The 24,318-nt window shown below is 44.9% G+C and carries 21 protein-coding genes; 5 read left to right on the forward strand and 16 right to left on the reverse strand.

The features are described from left to right. Window positions 1–40: 40 nt before the first annotated feature. The 7 genes from HGH91_RS15985 to HGH91_RS16015 all read right to left on the reverse strand — a co-directional run bounded on the left by HGH91_RS15985 (window position 41) and on the right by HGH91_RS16015 (window position 9,259). Window positions 41–652, reverse strand: a complete 612-nt coding sequence (locus HGH91_RS15985) for a peroxiredoxin family protein (protein WP_168739768.1) — start codon at window positions 650–652, stop codon at window positions 41–43. Further along, window positions 649–1,158, reverse strand: coding sequence for a DUF4369 domain-containing protein (locus HGH91_RS15990; RefSeq protein WP_168739769.1), 510 nt, complete (start codon window positions 1,156–1,158; stop codon window positions 649–651). Before HGH91_RS15990 ends, HGH91_RS15985 begins: the two co-directional genes overlap by 4 nt. Window positions 1,159–1,232: 74 nt before the next feature. Then, the gene (locus tag HGH91_RS15995; RefSeq protein ID WP_247651758.1) at window positions 1,233–2,669 is read right to left on the reverse strand and encodes a RagB/SusD family nutrient uptake outer membrane protein; all 1,437 of its coding nucleotides are present in this window, start codon (window positions 2,667–2,669) and stop codon (window positions 1,233–1,235) included. A gap of 109 nt (window positions 2,670–2,778) precedes the next feature. Next, window positions 2,779–6,438 (reverse strand): SusC/RagA family TonB-linked outer membrane protein, encoded by a 3,660-nt coding sequence (locus HGH91_RS16000; protein WP_168739771.1) that lies wholly within the window; start codon window positions 6,436–6,438, stop codon window positions 2,779–2,781. A 445-nt stretch (window positions 6,439–6,883) separates the two neighbouring features. Next, window positions 6,884–8,092, reverse strand: a complete 1,209-nt coding sequence (locus HGH91_RS16005) for a FecR family protein (protein WP_168739773.1) — start codon at window positions 8,090–8,092, stop codon at window positions 6,884–6,886. A gap of 48 nt (window positions 8,093–8,140) precedes the next feature. Then, entirely contained in the window at window positions 8,141–8,746 is a 606-nt protein-coding gene (locus HGH91_RS16010; RefSeq protein WP_168739775.1) for an RNA polymerase sigma factor, read from the reverse strand. A 183-nt stretch (window positions 8,747–8,929) separates the two neighbouring features. Further along, window positions 8,930–9,259, reverse strand: a complete 330-nt coding sequence (locus HGH91_RS16015; protein WP_211092317.1) for a hypothetical protein — start codon at window positions 9,257–9,259, stop codon at window positions 8,930–8,932. Between the two features lie 19 nt (window positions 9,260–9,278). On the opposite strand from HGH91_RS16015, the gene HGH91_RS16020 reads away from it, so the two are divergent. From HGH91_RS16020 to HGH91_RS16030, 3 genes are all read left to right on the forward strand, one after another. Continuing rightward, window positions 9,279–10,556, forward strand: a complete 1,278-nt coding sequence (locus tag HGH91_RS16020) for an NfeD family protein (protein ID WP_168739777.1) — start codon at window positions 9,279–9,281, stop codon at window positions 10,554–10,556. Between the two features lie 17 nt (window positions 10,557–10,573). Beyond that, window positions 10,574–11,341 carry a slipin family protein gene (locus HGH91_RS16025; RefSeq protein WP_168739779.1) on the forward strand — a complete coding sequence of 256 codons (768 nt, stop codon included), beginning with the start codon at window positions 10,574–10,576 and terminating at the stop codon, window positions 11,339–11,341. Window positions 11,342–11,420: 79 nt separating this feature from the next. Next, window positions 11,421–12,284: an AraC family transcriptional regulator gene (locus HGH91_RS16030; RefSeq protein ID WP_168739780.1), complete on the forward strand. Its 864-nt coding sequence runs from the start codon at window positions 11,421–11,423 to the stop codon at window positions 12,282–12,284. Window positions 12,285–12,317: 33 nt separating this feature from the next. On the opposite strand, the gene HGH91_RS16035 is transcribed toward HGH91_RS16030, so the two are convergent. From HGH91_RS16035 to HGH91_RS16070, 8 genes are all read right to left on the reverse strand, one after another. Further along, window positions 12,318–13,121: a phytanoyl-CoA dioxygenase family protein gene (locus tag HGH91_RS16035; protein WP_168739782.1), complete on the reverse strand. Its 804-nt coding sequence runs from the start codon at window positions 13,119–13,121 to the stop codon at window positions 12,318–12,320. 106 nt (window positions 13,122–13,227) lie between these two features. Next, entirely contained in the window at window positions 13,228–14,403 is a 1,176-nt protein-coding gene (locus HGH91_RS16040; RefSeq protein WP_168739785.1) for an MFS transporter, read from the reverse strand. Window positions 14,404–14,425: 22 nt separating this feature from the next. Beyond that, complete coding sequence (locus HGH91_RS16045) at window positions 14,426–14,935, reverse strand: hypothetical protein (RefSeq protein WP_168739787.1); 510 nt, start codon at window positions 14,933–14,935, stop codon at window positions 14,426–14,428. A gap of 4 nt (window positions 14,936–14,939) precedes the next feature. Beyond that, entirely contained in the window at window positions 14,940–15,491 is a 552-nt protein-coding gene (locus HGH91_RS16050) for a TMEM175 family protein (RefSeq protein WP_168739789.1), read from the reverse strand. A 26-nt stretch (window positions 15,492–15,517) separates the two neighbouring features. Continuing rightward, a complete protein-coding gene (locus HGH91_RS31640) occupies window positions 15,518–16,324 on the reverse strand; it encodes a helix-turn-helix domain-containing protein (protein WP_168739790.1) in 807 nt (268 codons plus the stop codon). A 19-nt stretch (window positions 16,325–16,343) separates the two neighbouring features. Further along, complete coding sequence (locus HGH91_RS16060; RefSeq protein ID WP_168739791.1) at window positions 16,344–16,745, reverse strand: GlcG/HbpS family heme-binding protein; 402 nt, start codon at window positions 16,743–16,745, stop codon at window positions 16,344–16,346. Between the two features lie 67 nt (window positions 16,746–16,812). Beyond that, complete coding sequence (locus tag HGH91_RS16065) at window positions 16,813–17,604, reverse strand: SDR family oxidoreductase (RefSeq protein ID WP_168739793.1); 792 nt, start codon at window positions 17,602–17,604, stop codon at window positions 16,813–16,815. Window positions 17,605–17,713: 109 nt separating this feature from the next. Next, a complete protein-coding gene (locus HGH91_RS16070) occupies window positions 17,714–18,580 on the reverse strand; it encodes a DMT family transporter (RefSeq protein ID WP_211092319.1) in 867 nt (288 codons plus the stop codon). 205 nt (window positions 18,581–18,785) lie between these two features. Here HGH91_RS16070 and HGH91_RS16075 point away from each other — a divergent pair, with 205 nt between their 5' ends. Then, on the forward strand, window positions 18,786–20,867 hold the full coding sequence (locus tag HGH91_RS16075) for an ATP-binding protein (protein WP_168739796.1): 2,082 nt from the start codon (window positions 18,786–18,788) through the stop codon (window positions 20,865–20,867). A 20-nt stretch (window positions 20,868–20,887) separates the two neighbouring features. Here the strand turns inward: HGH91_RS16075 and HGH91_RS16080 are convergent, their stop codons facing one another. Beyond that, a complete protein-coding gene (locus tag HGH91_RS16080) occupies window positions 20,888–21,406 on the reverse strand; it encodes a GNAT family N-acetyltransferase (protein WP_168739798.1) in 519 nt (172 codons plus the stop codon). A 588-nt stretch (window positions 21,407–21,994) separates the two neighbouring features. Here HGH91_RS16080 and HGH91_RS16085 point away from each other — a divergent pair. Then, a complete protein-coding gene (locus HGH91_RS16085; RefSeq protein ID WP_168739800.1) occupies window positions 21,995–24,316 on the forward strand; it encodes a TonB-dependent receptor in 2,322 nt (773 codons plus the stop codon). Window positions 24,317–24,318: the final 2 nt, after the last annotated feature.

Below are 24,318 nucleotides of genomic sequence, written 5' to 3' on the forward strand. Positions count from 1 at the left end.
TGTTCCCTGTTTTTGGATCATATAATAAATGCTTGTACAATTATTTCGACAGCACCTCCGTTAACTTTTTGATGACCTCTTCACCACGCAGGTCCTTAGCAATGATGAGCCCATTGGGATCCAGCAAAAAGTTTTGCGGAATGCCAGTGATACCATATGCACGGGCCGCCGCATTGTTTGGCCCCTGCAGATCACTTAGCTGTATCCAGGGCATGCCGTCCTCTTTTACTGCTTTCAGCCAGAACGCTTTGTTATGGTCCAATGAAACACCGATTATCTCGAAGTTTTTATCCTTAAACTGGTTATACGCCTTTAGCAGATTTGGATTTTCTGCACGGCAAGGGCTGCACCAGCTCGCCCAGAAGTCAACCAGCACATATTTCCCCTTGAATGAGGCCAGTGAAACAGGCTTGCCTTCCGTATCGTTTTGAGTAAAAGGGATCGCCGGCTGGCCTATGCCCGTTTTTTTCTCGGATGCCAACCGTGTTGCCAGGTATTTGCCGATGGCTGAATTACGTAACTTCCTGGAAAGGCCCATCAGTAACGGTTCGATTATTTCCGGTTTGAGATTGACGGAGTGACTCTCCACCAAATCCAGGCTTACCCAGGAATCAGGATGGCTGCGTATAAAATCTTCTTCTACCTTATTCATTTGTAACCGTATGGCCGCAGTTGAGGGAAAAGCGCTTTCTGCGCCGCTTCATCCTTATCCTTGAACAGTTTCATCATTTGCGCGGTTAATGGCCGCATCCGGTCATTATAGGGCTTCAAACTATCCTGTAACAGCAGATAATCAGCCTGTGCCTGTCCTCCTTTTATAACGGCCGTTTCAAGCCTGTCAGTCCCTTTCAGTTGAGTAATGCCTTTTTCAATGAAAAACTCCTGTCCATCCGTCCCGGCCGTTTGCCCGTCATTGTGTAAAGGCGTTAATAATTTAACGAAGGCCTTGCCGGGCTCCTTGATGGTTCCTTTAATCACAAAGACCCCATTTTTCACGTCGACAGTATCCGGCTTTTCGCCGGAATTGAAATAACCCAGGATTACTTTCGCATCCTCTTTCAGGTTGGTTAATTCTCCTTTGATAACGAATGAACCCTGCGCCTGAGCAGCTGCTATGGTTACAAACATTGATAGAAAACAGCACATTATCTTTTGCATACTACTATTATTCTTTTACGCCTGTTGATGGCTTTTAAAAATCTGTTGACATATGGCTTCAATATTCATGGATATTAATCGTTGTTCGTCATTCCCGGGTTTTGAGCCATTATTTTGGGAGAGAATCGTAGCACGAGTCGTTGCGGCTTAAGTGTAAAGGAGTCTGTTACACCGGAGGCGTCATATACCCTGTGGGTATAGCCCACTGTAGATTTATAAGCATCGTCAATAGACAGTCTCCGCATATCAAACCAGCGGTAGCCTTCCGACGCAAACTCACGAATACGTTCCTCCAGTATAAATTTGGTCAGTGCTACCTGGTCAGCCGCAATAGCTGCGGGCACTGGTGCATCTGCCGCAGGCATCCTGTTCCCGCGCAGCGTTTCCACGTCCGTTTTAGCGCCAGCCAGGTCGTTTAACCGGGCCTTACACTCCGCCCGCAACAGGTACAGATCAGGTAATACTACACCCAATTGTATAACAGTGGGGCCAACCCTTCTTAACATGCCATCGGGATAAACACTGCTACCGCCAAAGGGATAGGGAGAATAAAAATTAAGTCGCAGATCGGAAGCGCCATACAGGGCTACTGTTTCAGGAGTAATGGTCACTGCCGATGAGAATGCAAAAGCATTAAAGATCTGCTTTGCGTAAATATTTTCCTCAATTTTAGGAGTAGTAGGATATGGAGGGCCAAAAAATCCTATGGGCGTGAAAGCGCCACCGGGGGCAAAGGTGCTGTTATAATCATATAAGCGCACCGGTATAGCCGAAGAAGCCGCATCTGTTATCGCAGCATTAAACTGAGGTATAGCATCGGCATACTTACCCATGAAAACGTACACTTTCCCCAACAAGGCTTCTGCAGCAGGCTTAGACATACGTAACCGGCTCGTTACCTGCAAGGGCAGATCGGGTATGGCCGTAACAAGATCATTCACAATAAAATCATATACTTCTTTTACGGAAGCTCTCGTAAATTTTGTTTCAGTGGCATCGGCGGTCCTCACAATCGGAAATCCCAAGTCTGTAGCAGCTGTAGCGGCACTATAAGGCTTTCCAAAATAGTTGATAAGTAAGAAATAGGTCCAGGCTCTTCCGGCAACTGCTTCTCCCCTTATACTTTTTTTCTGTTGCTCAGTGCCTTCAGCGGCGTCCATCACGTTATTGATGATCATGTTATAGGTATAGATATTCCGCATGGGTACCGTCAACTCGGCAGCATCATCTCCGGGCTCATACAGTACATCATCCCAATGGAAGCACCTTTGTGTCAGCACAGACAATGCTCCGAAATCGGGCTGTGAGGCAGCTATTTCATCCCCCATCAGGATATGGTTACCAGCGCTGGTATTCAACAGATCGAGATTATTCAACAACATATCGTAATCCGCCACTTTCTGCGCTATCAGCTTACCTTTGGGCGTAACTTCCAGAAAGCTCTTTTTACATGCCGCCAGGATAACCATGCTGGCAACGATGCTGATGATATATGAAAAGTACTTTTTCATCTGTATTTTTTTATTTTAATACTATAATAAAATGAAATGCCCATTGAAATATTCATTGTTGGTTAGTTGGTTTTTGACCATGGGCACTTCATTCATTATTTTAAAATTGTTAGAAGGTAACGTGTGCCCCAAAGGTGAGGGCGCCCTGATTAACCGGCATCGTTGTAAATCCCGTTACCGCATTCTGGAATTCGGGATCAATGCCATAATGATTCGCCTTCCACAACATCAGGTTAGACACCTGTACGCGAAAAGTGATGTTCTCTGTCTTGATCCTGTTAACCAGCATCCGGGGCAAGCTATACGAAAGCGTGATATCCCTTAACTTGATATAGGAAGCACTGACCACATTTTCCTTACCAAGGATGTAGTAGTTAAGATCTCTCCGCGTGCCGCTAACATAGGAGGAAGAAACATACGATGGGATATTGGTAAAAGCTTCATCTCCCGGCTTCTTCCATCGGTTTTCAAAATCTGAATTGATATTGCCTGTAAAAGAGCCAGGGCCACCTGTTAACCTTCCGGTGTATAAACCGTATCCATTTCTGCGCATTACATGCCCCAGGTTATAAATGGCATTGATGCTTAAACTAAAGCCCTTATATGAAAACAGGTTGGACATCCCTCCGCTCCAGATCGGCTGGTAGGTTCCTGCAAACTGAATATCTTGCGGTTTCGTCGCATTCCTGGCTTTGGTAGTCGTCTTGTCTGCCAGTGCCACCAAGGGATCTCCCATATTATCGAGCCCGGCAAAATCATAGGCAAAAACAGCAAAAGCGGGATACCCGGCAAGATATTGCTGAGCCACCTGGTCCGCGCCGGTTACGATAGGCTGCGTATTCGTGAGCTCAGTAATCTTATTTTTATTATAGCCCATCGTGAACATGGTTGTCCACCTGAAATCTTTCTTTTGAATGTTGGCTGAAGTAAGCTGTAATTCAACGCCTTTATTTTCCAGTGTACCAAAATTCCCTACCATGAATGGATAACCACTGAAACCATTTTCGGTTACCGAACCCAGGAGATCACGGGTCTTCTTTTGATACACGTCTACCGAACCGTTCAACCGGTTTTTCAATACGGAAAAATCGAGGCCCAGGTTGATCGTTTTAGTACTTTCCCAGGTCAGCTTACGATTGGCCGGCGTTGAAATCGACAACCCAGGACCCTGGTAAAAAGGGCTGTTTAATCCACTCAAAATATCAAAGGATGATGCTGTGCCCGGCGCCGGTGAATTACCGGTGATACCATAAGTGGCTCTCAAGGCAAGATTGTCAACCCATGTCAGCCCACGCATAAAATCCTCCTGGCTCATACGCCATTTACCCCCCACGCTCCATACCGGCCTGTTTTGCGCAGACCTGTCCAGGCCAAATAAGTTACTCCGGTCAATACGCCAGCTTCCGTTAATGGAATACTTCATCAGATAGGTATATGCAGCATTAGCATAGAAAGAGGTAAAACGGGTTTGCATCTCATTTTTTGAAAATGCATCGTCATGCAAAGTGCTTGCACCAAAAGAGGGTACAACCGGCGACGTAACACCAGTGGTGCCGAGGGTCTTGTAATCTACCGGGCCGTAGGTCTGCAACAATTCATTATATCCCCTCACCGTGCTACCTGTGCCCACCACCAGCTGCTCCTGGGCCTCCTGGCCCGCCAACAGCGTTAGCTGATGCACGTTATTATTCCACGACTGATCAAACACCAATTGATTCCTTACCGTCCAATTCCGTTGAGCAATATCCAGCAGGCTGTACTTTCCCCCAGTAGAAGGTAAATAATAAACAGGTGTGGACGATGCTGTAGGAGCCGACGTAAACTTTAGCAACTCGGTTCTCACCGGGTAACTTTTGGCATCATCATAGCTGGTTGTTTTGTTACTTCCCTTCACATAGCCATATACGCCCTCAAATCTCAACCCCTTCCATAATTTAACCGTAAGCCCGGCTACCAGGCGGGCCATCAAAGCATCACTTTTCGTATAGCCATAATTCAATTCATCCAGGGGGTTATAATCTAAATTGATACGGCTCCTGTTCTGAAAATCGATCCTGGAAGAGTCAGGAAAACTTTGCATGTAAGGCATAGAAATATTATTGCCCCTGGCATCCCTGAACAACTGGTAAGGATAAAATGACGGGGTAATATCTATACTCCTGGCGGCAGCAGTAATCGTATTGGTAAGATCAGATACCAGGTACAGTTTGATGTTTTTATTAAAGTTCATATCCTGCCGCAGGTTCACTTTATACTGATTGTTCTTGTCACCCGGGCGATTGCTTTGCATGTTGGTATAAGCCAGCGAGCCATAAAACGAATAACTGTTTCCGCCGCCGGATACAGCAATACTGTGATTCATCAACGTGGCATTGCGATACCACAGGTTCTTGATCTGCGACCCGTTATTAATATTGGCAAGGCTGTCTAAACTTTTATTGGCCTGCTCGGCAGAGATGATCCCCCTGTATTGATTATACAGGATCAATTCATGGGGAGGCAATGGGTTAACATTTCCCGGATTATAGGTAGATACCGTATTCCATGGATAGGTAACAGGGTCAAAAACATCTTTGGCCGCCTGTATATACTGCTGACTATTTAAAACATGTATAGCGCTGAAATCCGGCTTCCCCTGTAAACTGATAAAGCCATCGTAATTAATTCTCAATTTTTCATTGGCGTGGCCCTTTTTTGTTGTAATAACAATAACGCCATTCGCCGCCCTTGCACCCCAGATAGAAGCTGATGTCGCATCTTTTAAAACCGTAATATCCGCCACATCCTGCGGGTTAATGGAAGACAGGTCGTCCATCGCAATTCCATCCACCACATATAAAGGATTACGGCTGGTTCCCCCGTAAATACCAATAGTCGACAAGCCCCGCACCAGGAAAGGATTCTGGGAAGAACTGGGCGCATTGTTAACAGTAAGACCGGGAATCAATCCATCGAGCCGCTGCAGGATATTCATACTGGTAGACCGGTTGTTAACGATGGTCATATCCGGCTTGGAAAATGAGCCCGCACTCCGTTCTTTTGAGATAGTTTGATAACCGGTGCTTACAACGATGATACTGGTATCCAATTTAAAACTAGATCTGGCAAGCGTAATGATCAAACCTCCGGTTTGCCCATCAGCACTCGCAACAGTACCTGTCGTAACAACCGGGCGGGAACGCGATGCTTTATCGTCATTACTGGAGGGAGACAAAGCAACCGCTGTCGTGGCGGATGTCAGCTTTATGGTTGTTGTGCTGAATCCCACAAAAGATATGACTAAAACATCCCCCACATTCGCGTCAATAGTGAACCTGCCTGCGGCATCTGTAATCGTTACAACCTTACCGCTTTTTTTGGAAATAGATGCTCCCACCAACGGCTGACCGTCCTGGTCAAAGACCTGGCCCCGAACGAGTGTCAAAGGCGCTTCGGTTCCCGATATGCCCTGACGCCCAGCAGGCTCGCCCACAGCAGGTTTGGCTTCAATAAAAATACTTTTGCCTTCTATTTTGTATTCAAGCGGTTGATTTTTGAAAACCTCTTTAAGGAATTTCTCCAGCGGGAGATTTTCAGCCGTAACAGATACCGGCTTGGCGGCACGAAGAAGACGATCGGTGTACAGAAAAAGGTACCCCGTCTGTTGCTTAACTGATGAAAAAACCGTTTCTAACGAAACATTTCTCCCTGAGAAACTTACATTTTGTGACAGACTTTTGGCTGATACACTCAAAAAACCAACTGTCAGCAGGATCATACTTAATTTCATAACTAACAGGACATTAGTGAAGCGGCGGTTGCTCCCGCGAGCTGACCAGCCACAAATCGTAGTTTTTGGCATACATTTGTGATGTTTGGGTGCTTAATAAGCAGTCTTCGACGACTATTTTGTTTCTGTTGCCCATACTTGCCCCGGCAGATGCCTGAGGTAACTGGTCAGAGATGCTGCAAACGTCTCTGGCCTTTTATTTTGAGCAATATTTTTAATTCCTAATCTTTTTAAGTCTCTCCCCAGGCGGGGATTTTCGAAAGAGCCACGGTATTGGTAAGGCATAAGACGCCCTCGTCAATAATGGTCAAAAGATTTTAACCTTTACTGATATTATATACGTCCTGTATCCTGGCCGGGTTTATTCCTGGTGTTCTCTCGTGGTGATAATGATTTTTTACTGGTTGATTTTCTATATCTTTTGCAGTTTCTATCCTATATTTTCTTAATTCGTTACTATTAACGTTTTGCCATCCATCCGGAATTTAACTCCCATATTCTGAAGAAACTCCAATACAACAGAAAGATTCACATTCCTATACATTCCTCCCCGGAAAGTAATGTCCGGTGGTGTTCCCTGGTACCGGACACTGATGCCGTACCACCTTTCCAATTGCCTCATCACAGTTTGCAGATCAACCCCATCAAAATTAAATTCGCCATTCTTCCAGGCTAAAGTCTTTGTTATATCTGCGTTTGACAGGACAGCTATACCTGTGGTGTTTCCGATAGCGGCCTGCTGACCAGGACGCAGTTTCACTACTTTATCCCCTGCTTTCACATTCACAGCACCGTCTACCAAAGTGGTTTTTACTGTTGCCTCATTCCTGTATGAGTTGACATTAAAACTGGTACCCAGTACTTCAACTACCGATTTCCCGTCTACATCCACCGTAAATGGCTTCTCTCTATTCTGCGCCACTTCAAAATAAGCCTCTCCGCTAACCTTCACATGCCGTTCTTTTCCAACAAATGCTACCGGATAGGTAATAGAGCTGGCAGCGTTAAGCCAAACCCTGGTGCCATCAGGAAGCGTAACCTGGTATTGGCCGCCGTTTGGAGTGCTCATGGTATTCCATAAAATGTCTTTTTCAGATAAGCCCTTTACTTCATAGGCGATCTGACCATTGGCAAGTTTTACTACCTGAGCATCACCCTGTTTCGCAAGATTACCATTGGATGCGCTGTCGAGGGTAATTTTTGTACCATCGGCCAGCGTTAAAACGGCCTTTTCACCACCAGGCGCGATATCCGTTTGCAAGAGCTTCTTCCTGCTTGTTGTCGCCAAATCATTACGGTGGCGATTTATAGTCCAGAAGTAAGCACCCACTCCACAAATTAAAAGAACAGCAGCAGCATATTTGAGCCAACTGGTTCTAAGGAAATGTACCCGATGAACCGGAGGATCACTATTTACTGACGTAGTTTTCCGAAGGTTTCTTAACAGATTTTCCCTCTGATCGTCATCCATGCCAACAAAACCATGCTGAAGAACATCTTCTTTCAAAAACCCCTCATTAATAATGTTCCAGTCTGGATCGCCATCTGAAGCTGTATCAATATATTCCAATAGCATTTCCACCTCAGCTTTTGTTGCCTCGTTGGAAAGAAACTTCTTCCAGAGATGCTCTATATGATCTTTTGTTGTTTCCATGTACCTCTACTATATATAGCGAACAAATTAAAGGGAAGGACTATTCAGTTATAAAAAAAAGTAACAAAAAAATAAAAAAAGGCCAACCTCATGCTGCTTAAGGTATTCCCGCAGTGTACAAAGGGCGCTTACCATTTGGTTGCGGACCGTATTCTTGGATATTTTCAATTGAGTAGCTATTTCCTCATAGCTCAGGCCGGACTGCTTGAGTTCAAAGATCCTCCTGCGCTGAGGAGGCAGCTGGGTAATGGACTGGTGGAGCAGCTGCGTAATGTTATCATAATCCACCTTTTCAATGATTGGATTTACCAGATCAGTATTAAGCTGTTGCTGAAGGAAGTATTGAATCTTCAGGTCACGTTTATTTCGCCGGATCCAGTCCAGCGCCCTGTTCTGAGCCATCCTATGCAAATAGCCCAACGGATTTTCCAACAGGGCAAAATCTTTCCTCGCAAGCCATACCTGCATCCAAACATCCTGCACCAGCTCTTCTGCCCATTGTTCCGACTTAGTAATCTTTAAAATATAAGAATACAGCCTATCGGTGTGCCGAAGGACAAAATCAGCGAATGCATTTTCATTATTTTGGGCAATCCGCAAAAGCAGTTCCCTTTCATTATTTAGACTATCCGGCTGCAAATTATTAATAATCAATTAATTATAATAAAATACTAATATCACTTTATAAAGGATGTAGCCCAGGCAGGCAATATTTAATCCACAATAAGCAATGCTTTCACTTTAACATCCAGGACTTTCTGCAATATTAAACAACATTTTGGAGTTGATTGGCCATTATCCCTAAATCACCTCTCTGCTCCCATATTTCCTTGATTTTCAACCGGCTTCTTCCCGAGTAATTCTAATGCTATAGAAATCCCTTAGACTTTTATGACCGCTTATTTTCATCATCAACACAACTGGTGTACCGGCTAAAAATTCATTGGGACAAAAGAACGGCGGCAAGTATGGGAGGTTATCCATGCGTACTTCGGTTAAAATCTCAATATCTTTATTACCCTTTTTGTGTGAAAATTTGATAGGCTCATAAATACCCGCAAGTTTTGCAACTTCTTTTATATGCCCGTTAAACGCCGCATTATGTTCTTTAAAGCAAAATAGACCTAAAAAGGCGTAACTTTGACCAGTAATACCACTTCGCTTCATCCGGGTTATACTTTACTTTATGAAGCAGGCTCTTATCTCTTTCGCATTGTTTTTCCTGGTTCCGTCAATGCTTTTGGCACAAAAGGTATTTGTGATAAAGATCGACGGGAGCATCAATCCTGTATCTGCAGATTTTATTCGTCATAGCATCGACAAGGCCAATAGCGGGAAGGCCACCTGTTTGGTAATTTATCTTAACACTCCGGGTGGATTATTGGAATCCACCCGCCGCATTGTACATGACCTGCTGGAAGCTCCTCTGCCTGTTGTGGTATATGTGGCACCCAGCGGCTCACATGCAGGCTCTGCAGGCGTTTTTGTGACCATGGCAGCACATATAGCGGCGATGGCACCCGGCACCAATATCGGAGCAGCGCATCCGGTGGGATTGCAGGCCCTGGATACGGTGATGAGCGAAAAAGTGACCAATGATGCAGCGGCATTTATCCGGTCAATAGCCTCCCGGCGAAACAGGAACCTGGAGTGGGCAGAAGAGTCGGTTCGAAAGAGCCTTTCACTTACAGAAAATGAAGCCCTGAAAAAAAATGTGATAGACCTGGTAGCCGCCAACCAGGAAGAATTGTTAAACAGTATCGATGGCAAAAGTGTTACCACAGCAGCCGGTGTAAAGATATTACATACCATGCATGCGCAAACACAGGAATTGGAAATGGGCCTGACGGAAAAAATTTTAGCAGTGCTTACTGACCCCAATGTTATCTATATCCTGATGTTACTGGGTTTCTACGGCATACTATTCGAGCTGTATAGCCCCGGCGCTATATTACCAGGTATCGTAGGGGTAATAGCATTGGTGATAGCCTTCTACGCTATGCAGGCCCTTCCTGTGAATTATGCTGGTCTGGCGCTGATTATATTCGCTATTGTACTCTTTGTGCTGGAAGTAAAGATTGTCAGTCATGGTATGCTCACGATCGGTGGTATCGTTTCCCTATCGGTTGGTTCCCTCATGCTGATACATTCCGACTCTGCATTGGAATCCGTCAAAATATCGCTCAACGTGATCATTGCGGCGGTAACTGTTACCACGCTTTTCTTCCTGTTTATAATCGGCGCCGGGATAAGGGCTCAGCGGGCCAAACCAGCTACAGGAGTAGAATCCATGCTGGGTGAGACCGGCGAGGCTTTGGAAATATTGAATCCATCCGGAAATGTAATGATACGTGGTGAAATATGGAAAGCAGAATCTGTTGAGGGACAAATAGCACAGGGAGAAAGAATACGGATCATTGCGGTGAAGCATCTTAAATTGGTTGTTGGACACTTAATTACCTGATATAAAACAGTAGTGCTATGTTACCATATTACTCTACATGGATAATTGTTCTCGTTTTCTTTGCAGTCATCCTGCTTGCCAATGCCGTCCGCATTCTGCGGGAATACGAACGTGGTGTTGTATTCCGCCTGGGGCGACTGGTGGCGCCGGATGGTGTACGGGGCCCCGGATTAGTTCTTTTAATACCCATCATCGATAAGATGGTAAAGGTAAGTCTACGTACGGTAGTCATGGATGTACCCTCGCAGGATATTATCACCCAGGATAACGTATCTGTGAAGGTAAATGCCGTTGTATATTTCCGCGTAATCCAACCCAACAAGTCCGTTATAGAAGTAGAAAATCACCTGATAGCTACGTCCCAGCTCTCGCAAACCACGCTGCGTAGTGTATTGGGGCAATCGGACCTTGATGATCTTCTTTCTCAAAGGGAAAAGATCAACCTGAAACTGCAGCAAATCATCGATAAACACACGGAGCCATGGGGTGTAAAAGTTTCCAATGTGGAAGTAAAGCAGATAGATCTCCCGCAGGAAATGCAACGGGCCATGGCCAAGCAGGCGGAAGCCGAAAGAGAACGGCGTTCCAAAATTATAGCCGCGGAAGGCGAGTTCCAGGCCTCTCAACGCCTCTCCGATGCCGCCAAAGTACTGAGCGAACAGCCCAGCGCGCTCACCTTACGTTACCTGCAAACACTCCGGGAAATTGCTACAGAGAAAAACTCTACTACCATTTTCCCGATACCGATAGACCTGCTGAAACCATTTTTAAATAAGCCGGAATAACCATTTATCGTTGTCTAAAATGGTAACCTTTCTATTAAAAAATAGATACTTTCGTGGTAAGACCTGAAAACTACGATACATGAAGGCCACGTTTGAATCCATTACTGCTCCTGGTGATCAGTCATTCTTTGTGCGAAAATTTGAAACAAAGCAATTTTCAGCGCCCTATCATTTTCATCCGGAGTACGAACTAACGTTGATACTCAGCGGTATCGGCAAACGCTATGTAGGTAGTCATATTGGCGATTTTACTGCAGGCGACCTGGTATTGCTTGGGCCGAACTTACCACATTGTTGGAAAACAGACCTCTCCTCAACACAAGAACTATCCAGTTCTATAGTAATTCAATTCAGGGATGATTGTATGGGAAAAGATTTTTTCAACAAACCTGAACTAAGCCAGATAGCAGCGCTGCTAAAGAAAAGTGCCTTTGGATTGCAGTTTACCGGCAACATACCGGATTTGAAACAGGCGCTCACGGCCTTGCAACAAGAGCCTTCCTCTTTCCAGCGGTTGCTGATGCTCTTAGCCCTACTGCATACAATGGCTACCAATACTCCGCACCTGCTACTGGACGGGCAATCAGTCTATGCATCTATGTCCGCAGTAGAAAAGGCACGATTAACAAGCGTTGTAGGCTATATTGTTGACAATTTCCAACAGGAAGTATCATTAAACGAGGCTGCTAAAAAAGCCAATATGACCCCTAACGCATTTTGCAAGTATTTCAAAAAAGTGAATCGTAAAACATTTATGGAAGTAGTGAACGATTACCGGATTGACTTTGCAAAAAAACAACTGTTAAATACCAATAAAAGTATTGCTGATATTGGATTTGAAAGTGGATTCAATGATATTTCCAATTTTCATAAAACCTTTAAACAGCGCCTGAAGATAGCGCCTCTCAGCTATAGAAATCAATTCAGATCAATAGCAGAATAGCGCGGAGTGCCTGCTTTCCGTGAGAAACTACTGTCAGAGTACCAAGGGATTCAGCTCCGACGCAGCCAGCGAACCGGGTTCCAGCCCCAGCAGCCAGCGGTTCCTGTCGTTTTCCTGGTGTTTATTCTGAGGCGCTGTTACAGATGCTCCATCTGCAAAATAAATAACCGTCATCACTTCCCTGGTGACCTCGCTTTTATTACCCGGCGCAGCATGTAAGGTCCATCCATAGTGCCAGGTAGCATCCCCGGCGCTCATATAGGGAGGCCGGCTGATGGCAAACCCTTTCTCTTTAATAAACTGTTCCAGGATGGCCTCCGACTCGTCAGATATGGGTATATTTTCCGTAAAGCCCTCTTTATGTGATCCCGATGCAAACGTCAACATACCCATTTCCTCAGAAATATTAATCAAAGGCATCCACATGGTAACGGTATTCTGCGTATCCAGCGGCCAGTAATACTGATCCTGGTGCCAGGGGGTAAACCCGCCGCCAGGCTCCTTATATAGTGCCTGGTCATGATAAATACGTACATTGGGCACGCCGAGTAAAGTTGCTGCTACATGGGCAAAGCGTTTGGCCAGTGTGAATTGCCGTACCGCGTCATCTACCTCCCAAAGGTTCATTATCTGCAAAAATGCCTTACCATAGGTATCCCTTTCTGCCAATGGGCGTTTTTCAGTATTATACCTATAAGCAGCATTATTGATTATTTTTCTGCATTCAGCTACTTCATCGGCTGACAGGAGATGAGGAGTAAGCAGATGTCCGTTGTTTCGGAATTGTTGCACCTGGTCGTCAGTGATGGCTGCTTTGTCATTTAGGCTGGTAAGCATGTTATTAATTTTTAGCCCTACAAAACAACAACCCAAACGAGGCAAAAAAAAGGGCTGGAATAGTGAGAATATTGCAAATATTATCCAATAGTTGGAGAAAAAGGTGCTACATGCTTTCAGGTTCAGGAATGGTAATTAAAATGTAAATCACCACCATGACTGCAATCACCGTTGTAGTCAAAAGTGCGCTACCTGCACCAAACTTAAACCATATTAAACCGGTAAGGGAACTTGCCAACATCGTACAAACACTTTGGAATGCAGCATAAGTGCCAATAGCGGTGGCAGTATCATTTTTACTGGTTATATTGCTGATCCACGCTTTGGATATGCCTTCAGTTGCCGCGGCATATAGTCCATACAGGAAGAACAACAACCCATACCAATACCAGTCATGGGCAACAGTCATGCCGGCGTATACTATAGCGAATAACAATAACCCCGCAACAAATATCTTCTTTAATCCTATTTGATCCGCCAGCACTCCAAGCGGAAATGAGGCAATGGCATATACCATATTGTAAAAAATATATACGCCGATTGTAGCTGTATCGCTTAATCCTTCTTGTTTCATTTTCAGTAGCAGGAACACATCTGAACTATTGCACAAGGTAAATATCAGTAATCCCGCCACCAGCTGGCGATAAACAACAGGGCTACTTTTCCAGTAATGCAGGAAGGAAAAAAAACTGACCTGTGTGCCGTTCGCTGTTTTGGGTCTTATTTTGTCTTTCAGCAAAAAAGAGCAGGTAATGGCCAGCACTCCGGGAAAAAAAGCCAGTAGAAACAGTACACGATACTCAGCCGGATAAAAACATAGGTACAACAAGGCCAATGCCGGTCCAATTACAGCTCCCAGCGTGTCCATGGAACGGTGAAAGCCAAAAACGCGGCCCTTAGTTGCTGGTGTTGCTTCATCTGATAACATTGCATCTCTTGCCCCTGTACGAATACCCTTACCCGCACGATCAACTGTACGTGCAAGAAATATCCATAATGGATATACGGTTAAGGCCATCATAGGTTTCGATAAGGCGCTAAACGTATATCCCAATCGAACAAACGGCGCACGCCTGCCGGCATGATCAGATAATTTTCCGAAATATCCCTTACTTAACCCGGCGGTTGCCTCTGCCACCCCTTCTAAAATGCCAATCAGCAGTACCGAAAAGCCAATACTTTTTAAATAAATGGGCATAATGGGATAAAGCATTTCGCTGGCTATGTCTGTCAGTAAACTGATGATGGAGAGTATCCAGACAGTGCGCGTTAGATATTTCATTTGCGGAGACAATAAAGTAATTTTAAATCTGTGGAAGTACCTGCCGTAATCCATCCAATAAATGAATGACCCGGTTATGAAGGAAAGTATCAATTACCAACAGTCCGGCAAACAATACCACAAAACCAAGACACAGCCCCCTGGGGTATTCCCTTATAAGAAATACGGACAACAAAGCGCAAATCCCTGCCATCACTGCCCATATAGATCTCAGTATTATATAAGTACTATTGTCTGCTTTGGCTTTTTCATATTCCTGCGTTATGACCTGTTCTCCCTGCTTTTCAAACCATTCCGCCATTTTGTCTGCACGACTCGCCCTAGTTGATACCAGGTAGCCTCCATATCCCAGGTTGACAGCCAGCAGTAAACATACTGGAATCAACATACCCCGGGACAATCCTCCACTACCTCTAAATAAGGATATTACAACGGGAACCAGCAACAATGAAATGGCCAGCATCCATTTTCCCTGCGATATTTCTCCCTTTGTCCAGGCTTGCAATTGTTGTACAAATACCATTCTGTCCATATTGCTAAAAATTTACCCCTTTTTTTGTTTGAATAAAATACAAAACTGGTACAAATAGAAAAATACCTCCTGATATGTAAACACTCAGGTAGCTCATAGGAATACTTAAAAAATATAATACCATCACCGACCAACTCATTTTTTTGTCAATACGAACCCCTTTCCCCTTTTCCGATCTTGTGATACGCTGCTGAAAAACAGCATAAAAAAACACAATTAGGGTTGTAATGATACCATAAAATATATGATTCGACCTGTCAGAAAACGACTCGCTCAGGTGAGCCGTTGCAGTAGGAATAAATGAGATCATGAAAAGCAGGCCAAAGTTGATCCAAACGGAATTAATATCTATATTCTCTTTATGCAAAGTAATACGATGATGATTGAGCCATATGATGACGACCGTAACAAAACTCAATGCATAAATAAGGACCTGATATAAAATACCTGGTAAATGGTCAAGAGACAATTCCGGTATTTTAATTTCCATGAGCATCAACGTACTGATAATAGCCAGGATACCGTCAGTAATCGCATCTAATCTTTCTTTCTTCATCAACTACTAATGTGTAAAAAATTAATTTATTTCATTTCTGAAGTAGTTAACCCGAATTTCCTTTTAAAGGAAGAGTAAAAATGAGACAGGTTTTCAAAACCCAGGTCTAAATAAAAGTCAGCTGGTTTCTGCTGCTTATGCTTAATTAAATAGTACGCTTCCTCAAGACGTTTTTCCCGCAGCCATTGTTTTGGCGCGCAATTAAAAGTTTTGGAAAAGTCCCGCTTGAATGCTGAAACACTACGCCCGGTAAGCTTGGCAAACGATTCAACCGGAACATTAAACATGTAGTTATGATTCATAAATTCCTCTAAATTTATTTTATAAGGCTGCGTGAAATCAAACAAGATATATTTAAAATCAGGGTTGCTTTGCAGCAGCAGCTCAATAGCCTCCCTGATTTTTAAATCTGCCAGCCTGGGCGTTGCTTCTTTTGTTTTATTGATGTATGGAGCCAGGGAAATAAAATAACTATGCAAAAAATCATTGGGTTCAAAAAACAACTGCTGCTTTCCTTCATACCCGTTTTTCACAACAATTTTATTTTCCAGGGCGTATTGCTGCAATGTTTCTTCATCCAGCGTAATAGAAAGAAATTTATATTCTCCGGATTTTGAAGGATATTTTATTGTCCGGATCAGCTGGTTCTTCTTAACCAATACGACCGTATTTTCCCTAATCACGGTACTACCCTGATCATGGAAAACATGTGTTTCCCCGGACAATTGAAATCCTAAGAAATGGTCAGGATAGAATTCTTCGTACCCTCTTTGTTTTTCAAATACACAGGAGTACACTAACCTGTCAAATATTATTTCCCGTTTTGCTTCCATACTACAAATATCCTGAATTCTAATGGATGGCAGTAGCACCGGCTATTGCAATTTCCTTGTCTTGTGCTATTGTTCCCCCGGATGAGCCAATAGCCCCGACAATATTACCGTCTTTATTTTTAATAACAACGCCGCCGGCAATTGTCAGCAGGCCTTCGTTGGAATTAATCATGCCATATCCATGCATATCTGCACCAGCAATAATGGATCCCATCACTTCGCTGTCAACACCGAACATAACCGCTGTTCTTGCTTTTTTTATGGCAAACTCCACCACGCCAAAGACACTGTCTATTCTTGCAAAAGCAACCAAATGCCCGCCTGTATCTACTACTGCTATACTAACGGGCACCCCTAATGTTTTTGCTTTCGCTATTGCAGCACTCAATACACCGGATGCTTCGTTATAAGTGATATTCATCTTATTCCATTTTAATTTATGTGGGAGAAAAAACACAGATTTCCACCTCTGCTTTTTGGGTATAATGTTAGCTCTTTGCGGTCCAGGCATCTATTTGCAGCTGTTTTATAAAATCTGCTGTTTCTTTTGGATGTACGTTTCTAAAATTGGCGTTATCATCTAATACAACATTCACAATACACTCAGCCATCGACTGCGGATCGAGCTGGTTGGCCAGTGATTCTTTAGCGCCATCAAAAACGGATAAATGCGTAAAGTTGACGGCAGGATCATACCAGCGGAAAATACTGTCTACACCGCGGTCATTAAACCCGGTACCAAATACGCCGGGGTTACAGGTAGCAATTTTGATATTAAAAGCGGCCAATTCTGTTTTCAGTCCTTCTGCAATGGCTTCCATTGCGTGTTTCGAAGCACAGTAAGCGGCCACATAAGGAACTGTCCATAGACCTCCCATAGAAGTAGTGAATACAATTTTTCCCGGTTTCTTCTGCTGAACAAATTTCCTGATGAAGCCCTGTGCCAGTTCTAATCCGCCAAATACATTCACATCAAACATGGAACGAATCAATTCTATTGGCTGCTCTGCAATGGGGCCCCCTTCCATAATACCGGCGTTGCTGATTAAAATATCGATATCGTACTTTTGATGGATATAGGCAATATCACGGGAATTAGTTACATCAAGTTTATCAACAATAAGATCAACTCCCTGCTCTTTTGCTTCGCGTATCAAATCGCTCACCTGTGGATAAACCTGCGCGGTAGCAATCACTTGGTGTCCTTTTCCGGCCAAATCAAATGCTGCGATCTTTCCAAATCCGCTGGCTGCCCCTGTAATTAAAATTGTTTTGCTCATTGTAATTTTATTTAAGGTTACAATGCAAAACTACCGGGAATAAACATCATTTTTTATTTCTGTGCAGCCCAATTTTATATTGCTGTAAAGCTCTGCCCGGGTCAGGTAATCAGTTCCGGAGCAGCTTTTTCCGCTGCCCGATATACAACCCGGCAATCACCATCAGGGTACCAGCCACGGTATATAAGGTAATAGGTTCATCCAGCAGCCACCAGGCATAAAAGAAACCAAAAAGCGGGCAAAGGAAAAGCCATAGGGAAGCTCTGACCGTATCTATCTTCAGTAAATAAAACCAGCAGATCAAACCAGTTACGGATACCGCCAGGCTTAACCATAGCACTGAATAAATAAACCTGCCATCTAAATGTACTGACGAAAAATCGCTGAACACCAGGGTAAACGGCAGCAGAAAAAGGCCACCCAATGTTACCTGCCAGCCATTGATCAAAAGATTAGGCAGCGCCCATGGTACCCTGGCATAGTACACGCTGGCAAAGGACACTGCCACCATACTGGTCATTAATACTGCCACCCCTGGTAAACTGGTACCTCCGCCGTTGAGCAAAGGATAGGTGGCCAGCCCGATACCAGCCATCCCGATGACAATACTCCATATCTCCCCTTTTGCGGGCCTACGCCCCATCAGCCAGGAGGAGAGCAATACGATCAGCAGCGGGTTAGTGGAGGTGGCCAGGCTACCGATTCCGGCGGCAATGTATTTCATCGCATACACATACAGTCCCAGGTAAACCGTAGTATTTAAAGCCCCAAAAATAGCCAGCTGCCGCCATTCAACCCCATTGGGCATACGATACCGCTTATCCCGGCCTACCAGGTAACAGTAACCCAATAGGACAAAGCCTGCGATAAAAAAACGAACATTGCCAAGAACCAATGGAGGAGCCGAGTGGATCCCTATTTTTGTTGCTACAGACGCCGATGCCCATAACATCGCGAACAGTAAGCCGATCATCATATTTTTCACGCAGCAAAGATAAACGAGAATATTTCGAAAACTATACCTGCGGGGAATTGCCAGGGCCTCAAAAATCCCTCCATAGCCTCCCTGAACAGCCCAAGGTTTCCTTTATAAATTGTGAACTTAGGAACGCTAACATTTATTATATTTATACATCAACCCAATTTTTACACTTATTTTACTCCAAATGGCCGTACCAGGTATGAGCACCATATCCGCCAAACTTTCTAAATACCGGTCTGTATGCCTGGTGGCGTTTTTTTTCCTTTTGATGGCCGCCTGTAAACAACAAAAGGATAATCCTGACCATCCCCAGATTGTTGATTTCATTTCATCAACTACGGATAGTATGCTTGTTGCCGGGCAAATGGACGACGTTCCGCATTTCCTGGACTCCGCATACGCAAGGCTGAAGGATCCGGGCCCTCATGATCGCTGGATAAAATACAACCACCTGGCTGACCTTTATATCTTTTACACCAAAAACATTCCACTGGCAAAGGCAAACCTCGACAGCATGTTCCTGGTACTGAAAGGCAAGGAAGAGATGTATCCTATGGAATATGCCAGCACCTTGTACGTAGAGGGCGATCTGAGTATCGTGGACAAACAATATGCCGAGGCATATAAGAGCTATTTCAGTGGCAGGCAATTTGTCCAAAAGCACCTCGATACCTGCAACTACGGCCGGTTCAGCAGTAAACTCGGATTTACTGAATACAACCAGGAAAAATACCTGGAAGCCATTGTTCATTTCAAACAGGCTTTTTCAGAGTTCCAGCACTGTAAAGCAGGTGCAGCACGCGATTTCGACAATCGCTTTCTCCATCCCCAGTCAGCCCTGAACTCCATCGCACTCTGTTTTGAAAGAGCCAGCATGCCGGATAGCGCTATTTTCTATTATAAAAAAGCAGAACAATTCATCCAGGATGCGCTCATTCAATTCCCCCATAAAAAACAATTCGCGGAAACCGCGCTGGGAGTGGTATACGGCAACCTGGGAGGCACCTATGCCAGGACAGGAAATTTTGAGATGGCAGAACAGTATCTTAAAGAAAGTATCCGGCTCAACGACCGCGATGGCGGCGCTGTTGAAGATGCACAAACTGCCAAAATCAAATTGATCCGGCTCTACCTCGATTATCGCCGTCTGCCCGCTGCCTCTGCATTGCTCGACCAGGTTGAGCAAGACCTTCGCGCTGAACGTGGCAAAAGCATCTCAAACGATAACGTCAGATTGAGATGGCATGAATTGAAATGGCGCTACAATGACGCCATCAGCGACCTGGCCGGCGCCTATCGCTATAGTCAACGCTACTACCAGCTCCGGGATTCCCTGAATAACGTAAAGGCCGGATTAAAAGCAGCTGACCTGGAGGCAGGTATCAGGGATGCAGGACAACAGTACCAGATAACCCTCCTCCATAAAAACAATCAGCTCAAAACTGTATATCTTCTGGCAGCCATCATATTCTCTATATTAACTATCCTGATCCTCTTTTTACTCTGGAAAAATCTCCAGCGCTCCCGCAGGAATGTAGCCGAACTGATTACCCTTAACCAACAGGTAGAGGAAAAAAACCGCCAGACCATGGAAACACTCAAAGCACTGGAAGAGAGCTATGAAGAAAATACACGGATCATGAAAGTAGTGGCCCATGACCTCAGAAATCCAATAGGTGCCATTACCGGCCTTTGTTCCATTATGCTTGCCGACAAGCATCACCAGGAAAAAGACCGGAACATGCTGAAAATGATTGAATCGTCGGGACATAGCTCACTGCACCTCATCAATGACCTCTTGTATTATAGCGTACAGTACGAACTACAAAAAGAACCCGTAGACCTCAGCGAGCTGCTGCGCTATTCGGTTGACATGGTGCGACTCAAAGCCCTGGAAAAACAACAGCGTATTGAATTACAAACCATGCGGCTGATACTTAACATCAACCGGGAAAAAATGTGGCGGGTATTCAGCAACCTGCTCTCCAATGCCATTAAATTCAGTCCACACAACAGCAACATAGATATCTTTACCAGAACCGAATCGGACCACGTTACCGTATCCGTGCAGGATCAGGGAATTGGCATCCCTCCCACCATGGAAAGCAAGATCTTTGATCTGTTTACAGAAGCCAAAAGAACCGGCACCAGCGGGGAACGACCGTTTGGAATGGGACTGGCCATCTCTAAACAAATTACCGAAGCCCATGGCGGCGCTATCTGGTTTGAAAGCATCCCCGGTGAAGGAACCACGTTTTATGTTAAGCTGCCGCTTGACTGATAACAATCAAAAGCAACCGGTTATTTTCCGATACGCTTAAAATAGATGATCGTGCCGGTGAGGCCACCATGCGGCTTTAGCGCAAAATCAGGAATAAAGCCGGCCCGTTGATACTGCATGCTGTCATAAAGGAAAGCGGCGCCTTCCTCTTCTGCAGTATCGAGCGTAAGTAGTGTACGTCCCTTTTCTACCGCCATCTTTTCTGCGGCTTCCAATAACGCACGTGCAATGCCCCTACCCCGGTGGCTCACACGGGTCATCATTTTTGCGATCTCTGCCCGGTGGGGCTGATTGGGCGGGCAATCCAGCAGTAGGGAAACTGTACCTACCAGGAGCTGTTGATCAAAAGCACCGAGTATAACCCTTTCTCCACGACTAGCCGCAGCCAGCGCATTATCCCAGAATGTCGACGCTACTTCCGGCGCCAGCGGATGCATAAAGCTCACAGATCCACCATGGGACACTGTTTCAATAATCAGATCCGACAAGGCCGCTACCGTTGGAACATCTCGTGTAAGCGGAGCAATAATATATCCCATGGCATCAAGTTAAAAAAATCCCTTTGCACCACCTCATTATTTCTTCATAGTCAAAATAACCTGGCGTGCTACAGACTTCAGCTAAATATCGGTTACAGTTACATGATAATCGCTTTTTCAAAACCACGCATTATTGTCATAAAAAATAAACAAAGAATAAAAGAGGATATTCAGATAATTTTTTTTATTAACTTTATCTAGATACGAACGACCAATTTCTGAAGCGAGTTTAAGCAATCAACGTAAAAATCCTGTTTAAAATACCTGAGTACCACGGGAAAAGTAACCCTATAACAGGCCAGAACCATCAGCACAACGAGAAGAAAGACTTGAGCACTAATGTAATGGTGACATGCCAGCACACAGCAAGATATTTCTATAAATCAAAGACTCCGTGAACCTGACTTTACTGTGAACAAATGAACTGGTACAAGTTGCCTTTATCAACTTTTAATTTTGTTATCCATGTAATTAATCAAATCGCATATAAACAATGAAAAAATTTACTCCCCGGCTATAGCGTGGCTATGCCTAACGGCATTGTATACACGGTAAAACCCTTACACAAAAACCCAAATTAATACCCTGATGAAAATCCTGGTCTATTCCTTACTGGCAACAGTATGGTCACTCCATATCTATGCCCGGCAGTCAACGCATGGTAGCGTATATGATCTGTACACACAAACGCCGGTCAAAGGCGCCAGCCTGTATTCCAATGGCAAACTATTGTCTTCCACAGACATAAGCGGCCGTTTCACTGTAGACTGTCCCAACTGCATGTTAACAATAACTGCCATGGGATACGAATCCCAAACAGTGGCCGTTAAAAACAGCAGTACACAGCTGATGATCGGGCTTACCGCAGCATCGTACAACCTGAATGAAGTAAAGGTTTATGCCGGCAAGTCGGGCAATAACCTGCAACAGGCTAAATCGGTGGCCGTACTCACCCGGCAGGACCTGCACCGCAACGATGGCCTCTTTCTTGAAAATTCGTTGAACCTGGTGCCCGGTGTACGCATGGAAAAAAGAACCATGTCCGGCGGACAGCGCATTACCATCCGTGGATATGGTAACGGTACCAATTTCAATGGCACCGGCTATAAGGCTTACCTGAACGGCATTCCCGTTACCGATGCAGAAGGCACCACCATCCTGGATGATATTGATTTCTCCATACTGGGGAAAGTGGAAGTCATTAAAGGATCCGCTTCCAGCTTATATGGCAGCGGTATTGGTGGTGTATTAAAAATGTATACCCTGAAACCAGCCACCTACGGCACCCGTATCTCGCAGGAAGCGCTGGCCGGGAGCTATGGCCTCTTTAGAACCAACACCCGGGTAGAATATGCCAATGAAAAATCGGCCGTGATGCTCAACTATGGCCATCAAAACTACGACAGCTACCGCATACAAAGCGGCTCTAAAAAAGACTTTGTTTCCTTCATCGGCGACTTTCACAGCAATGATAAACAAACATTCTCTGTGTATGCAGCCTATAACAATTCCAACGATCAGCTGGCCGGGCAACTGGACAGCATACAGTTTGCACAGCGAAAAGATACCGGGGAAGTACCTTATCTGAAAAACAAAGGCTATGTAGCCTTCGAATCTTACCGCGCCGGGCTTTCTCATCACTACCAGTTTTCCACACATGTTAACAACCTGACCAGCGCCTGGTTTACGGGGTATAAACAATCGCAGGCATTTGCCGTGGGTCTGTCCAGCAACCTGGCCCAGAACATAGGCGTCCGCACCGCATTCGGACTCAATTTCACCGGCAAAACTATTACCCTCAGCGGCAGCATAGGCGCCGAACTACAGAAAACAAACTCCTTCAAAAAAAGCTATGGGCTGTCTAATAATGTCACCGGTGCCCTCACAGGAGACATCGAACTGTCGGCCATGCAGTACAACATTTTCACACAATGGGAATTGAAACTGCCGCAGGGATTTATGATCACCGCCGGCATAAGCAATAACTACATTGAATACGGCATCACCGACCGTCTCACCAACAGTGCCAATCCTGCACATAAGGACCAGTCGGGCCATAAAACATTTACCCCGGTACTTACACCGCAGATCAGCGTACTGAAATCGCTCAATGAAAATGTATCGGTATATGCTGGTATCAGCAAAGGCTACTCCCCGCCCACATCCGGACAGGTAGTTATTCCGCAGATCAGCCAGGTAAATACAGGCCTGCGGCCCGAACAATCCATACAATATGAAGCCGGCGCCAAAGGCACGCTGTTGCATAAGCACCTGTCGTTCCAGGTAGCAATATTTGATATGGAGATAACAGATAAGCTGACCTCACAGGCAGTAACAGACAATACCGGCACCGTTCTGTATACTATGACCACCAATGCCGGAGGGCAACAAAACCGTGGTATAGAAGCGGAAGCAGCCTACACGATACAGCCTGTACAAACGGGGGTATTCTCCCTCATACGGCCATTTGTAAGTTATACCTACTCCAGTTTTACCTATAAACAGTTCCGGAGCGATAATAACAACAATACCAAAACTATTGACTACAGCGGCAACAAGGCCTCCGGCGTACCTCCTCAACTCCTGAATGCAGGGGTGGACTTCATCTCCAAATGGGGCGTTTACCTGAACACTACCTGGCAGTTTGTAGACAAGATGCCGATTACTTACGACAATCAGCATTATGCAGACGCCTATACGTTATTGCAGGCCAAACTAGGCTACCGTCATGCTATCGGTCAGCATTTCCAGCTGGATGTATTTGCTGGCGGCAACAACCTCACCAGCAGCCGGTACTACACCATGGTATTTTTGAATGCCAACTTCAGCGGTGCGGCTCCCAATATTTATTTACCCGGTCCCTATAAAGCCAATTGGTATGGCGGGTTTAATCTCAACTATAAATTCTAGCC

It is taken from the genome of Chitinophaga eiseniae, from assembly GCF_012641265.1.
In the GTDB taxonomy this organism is placed as follows: Bacteria; Bacteroidota; Bacteroidia; order Chitinophagales; family Chitinophagaceae; genus Chitinophaga; species Chitinophaga eiseniae_A.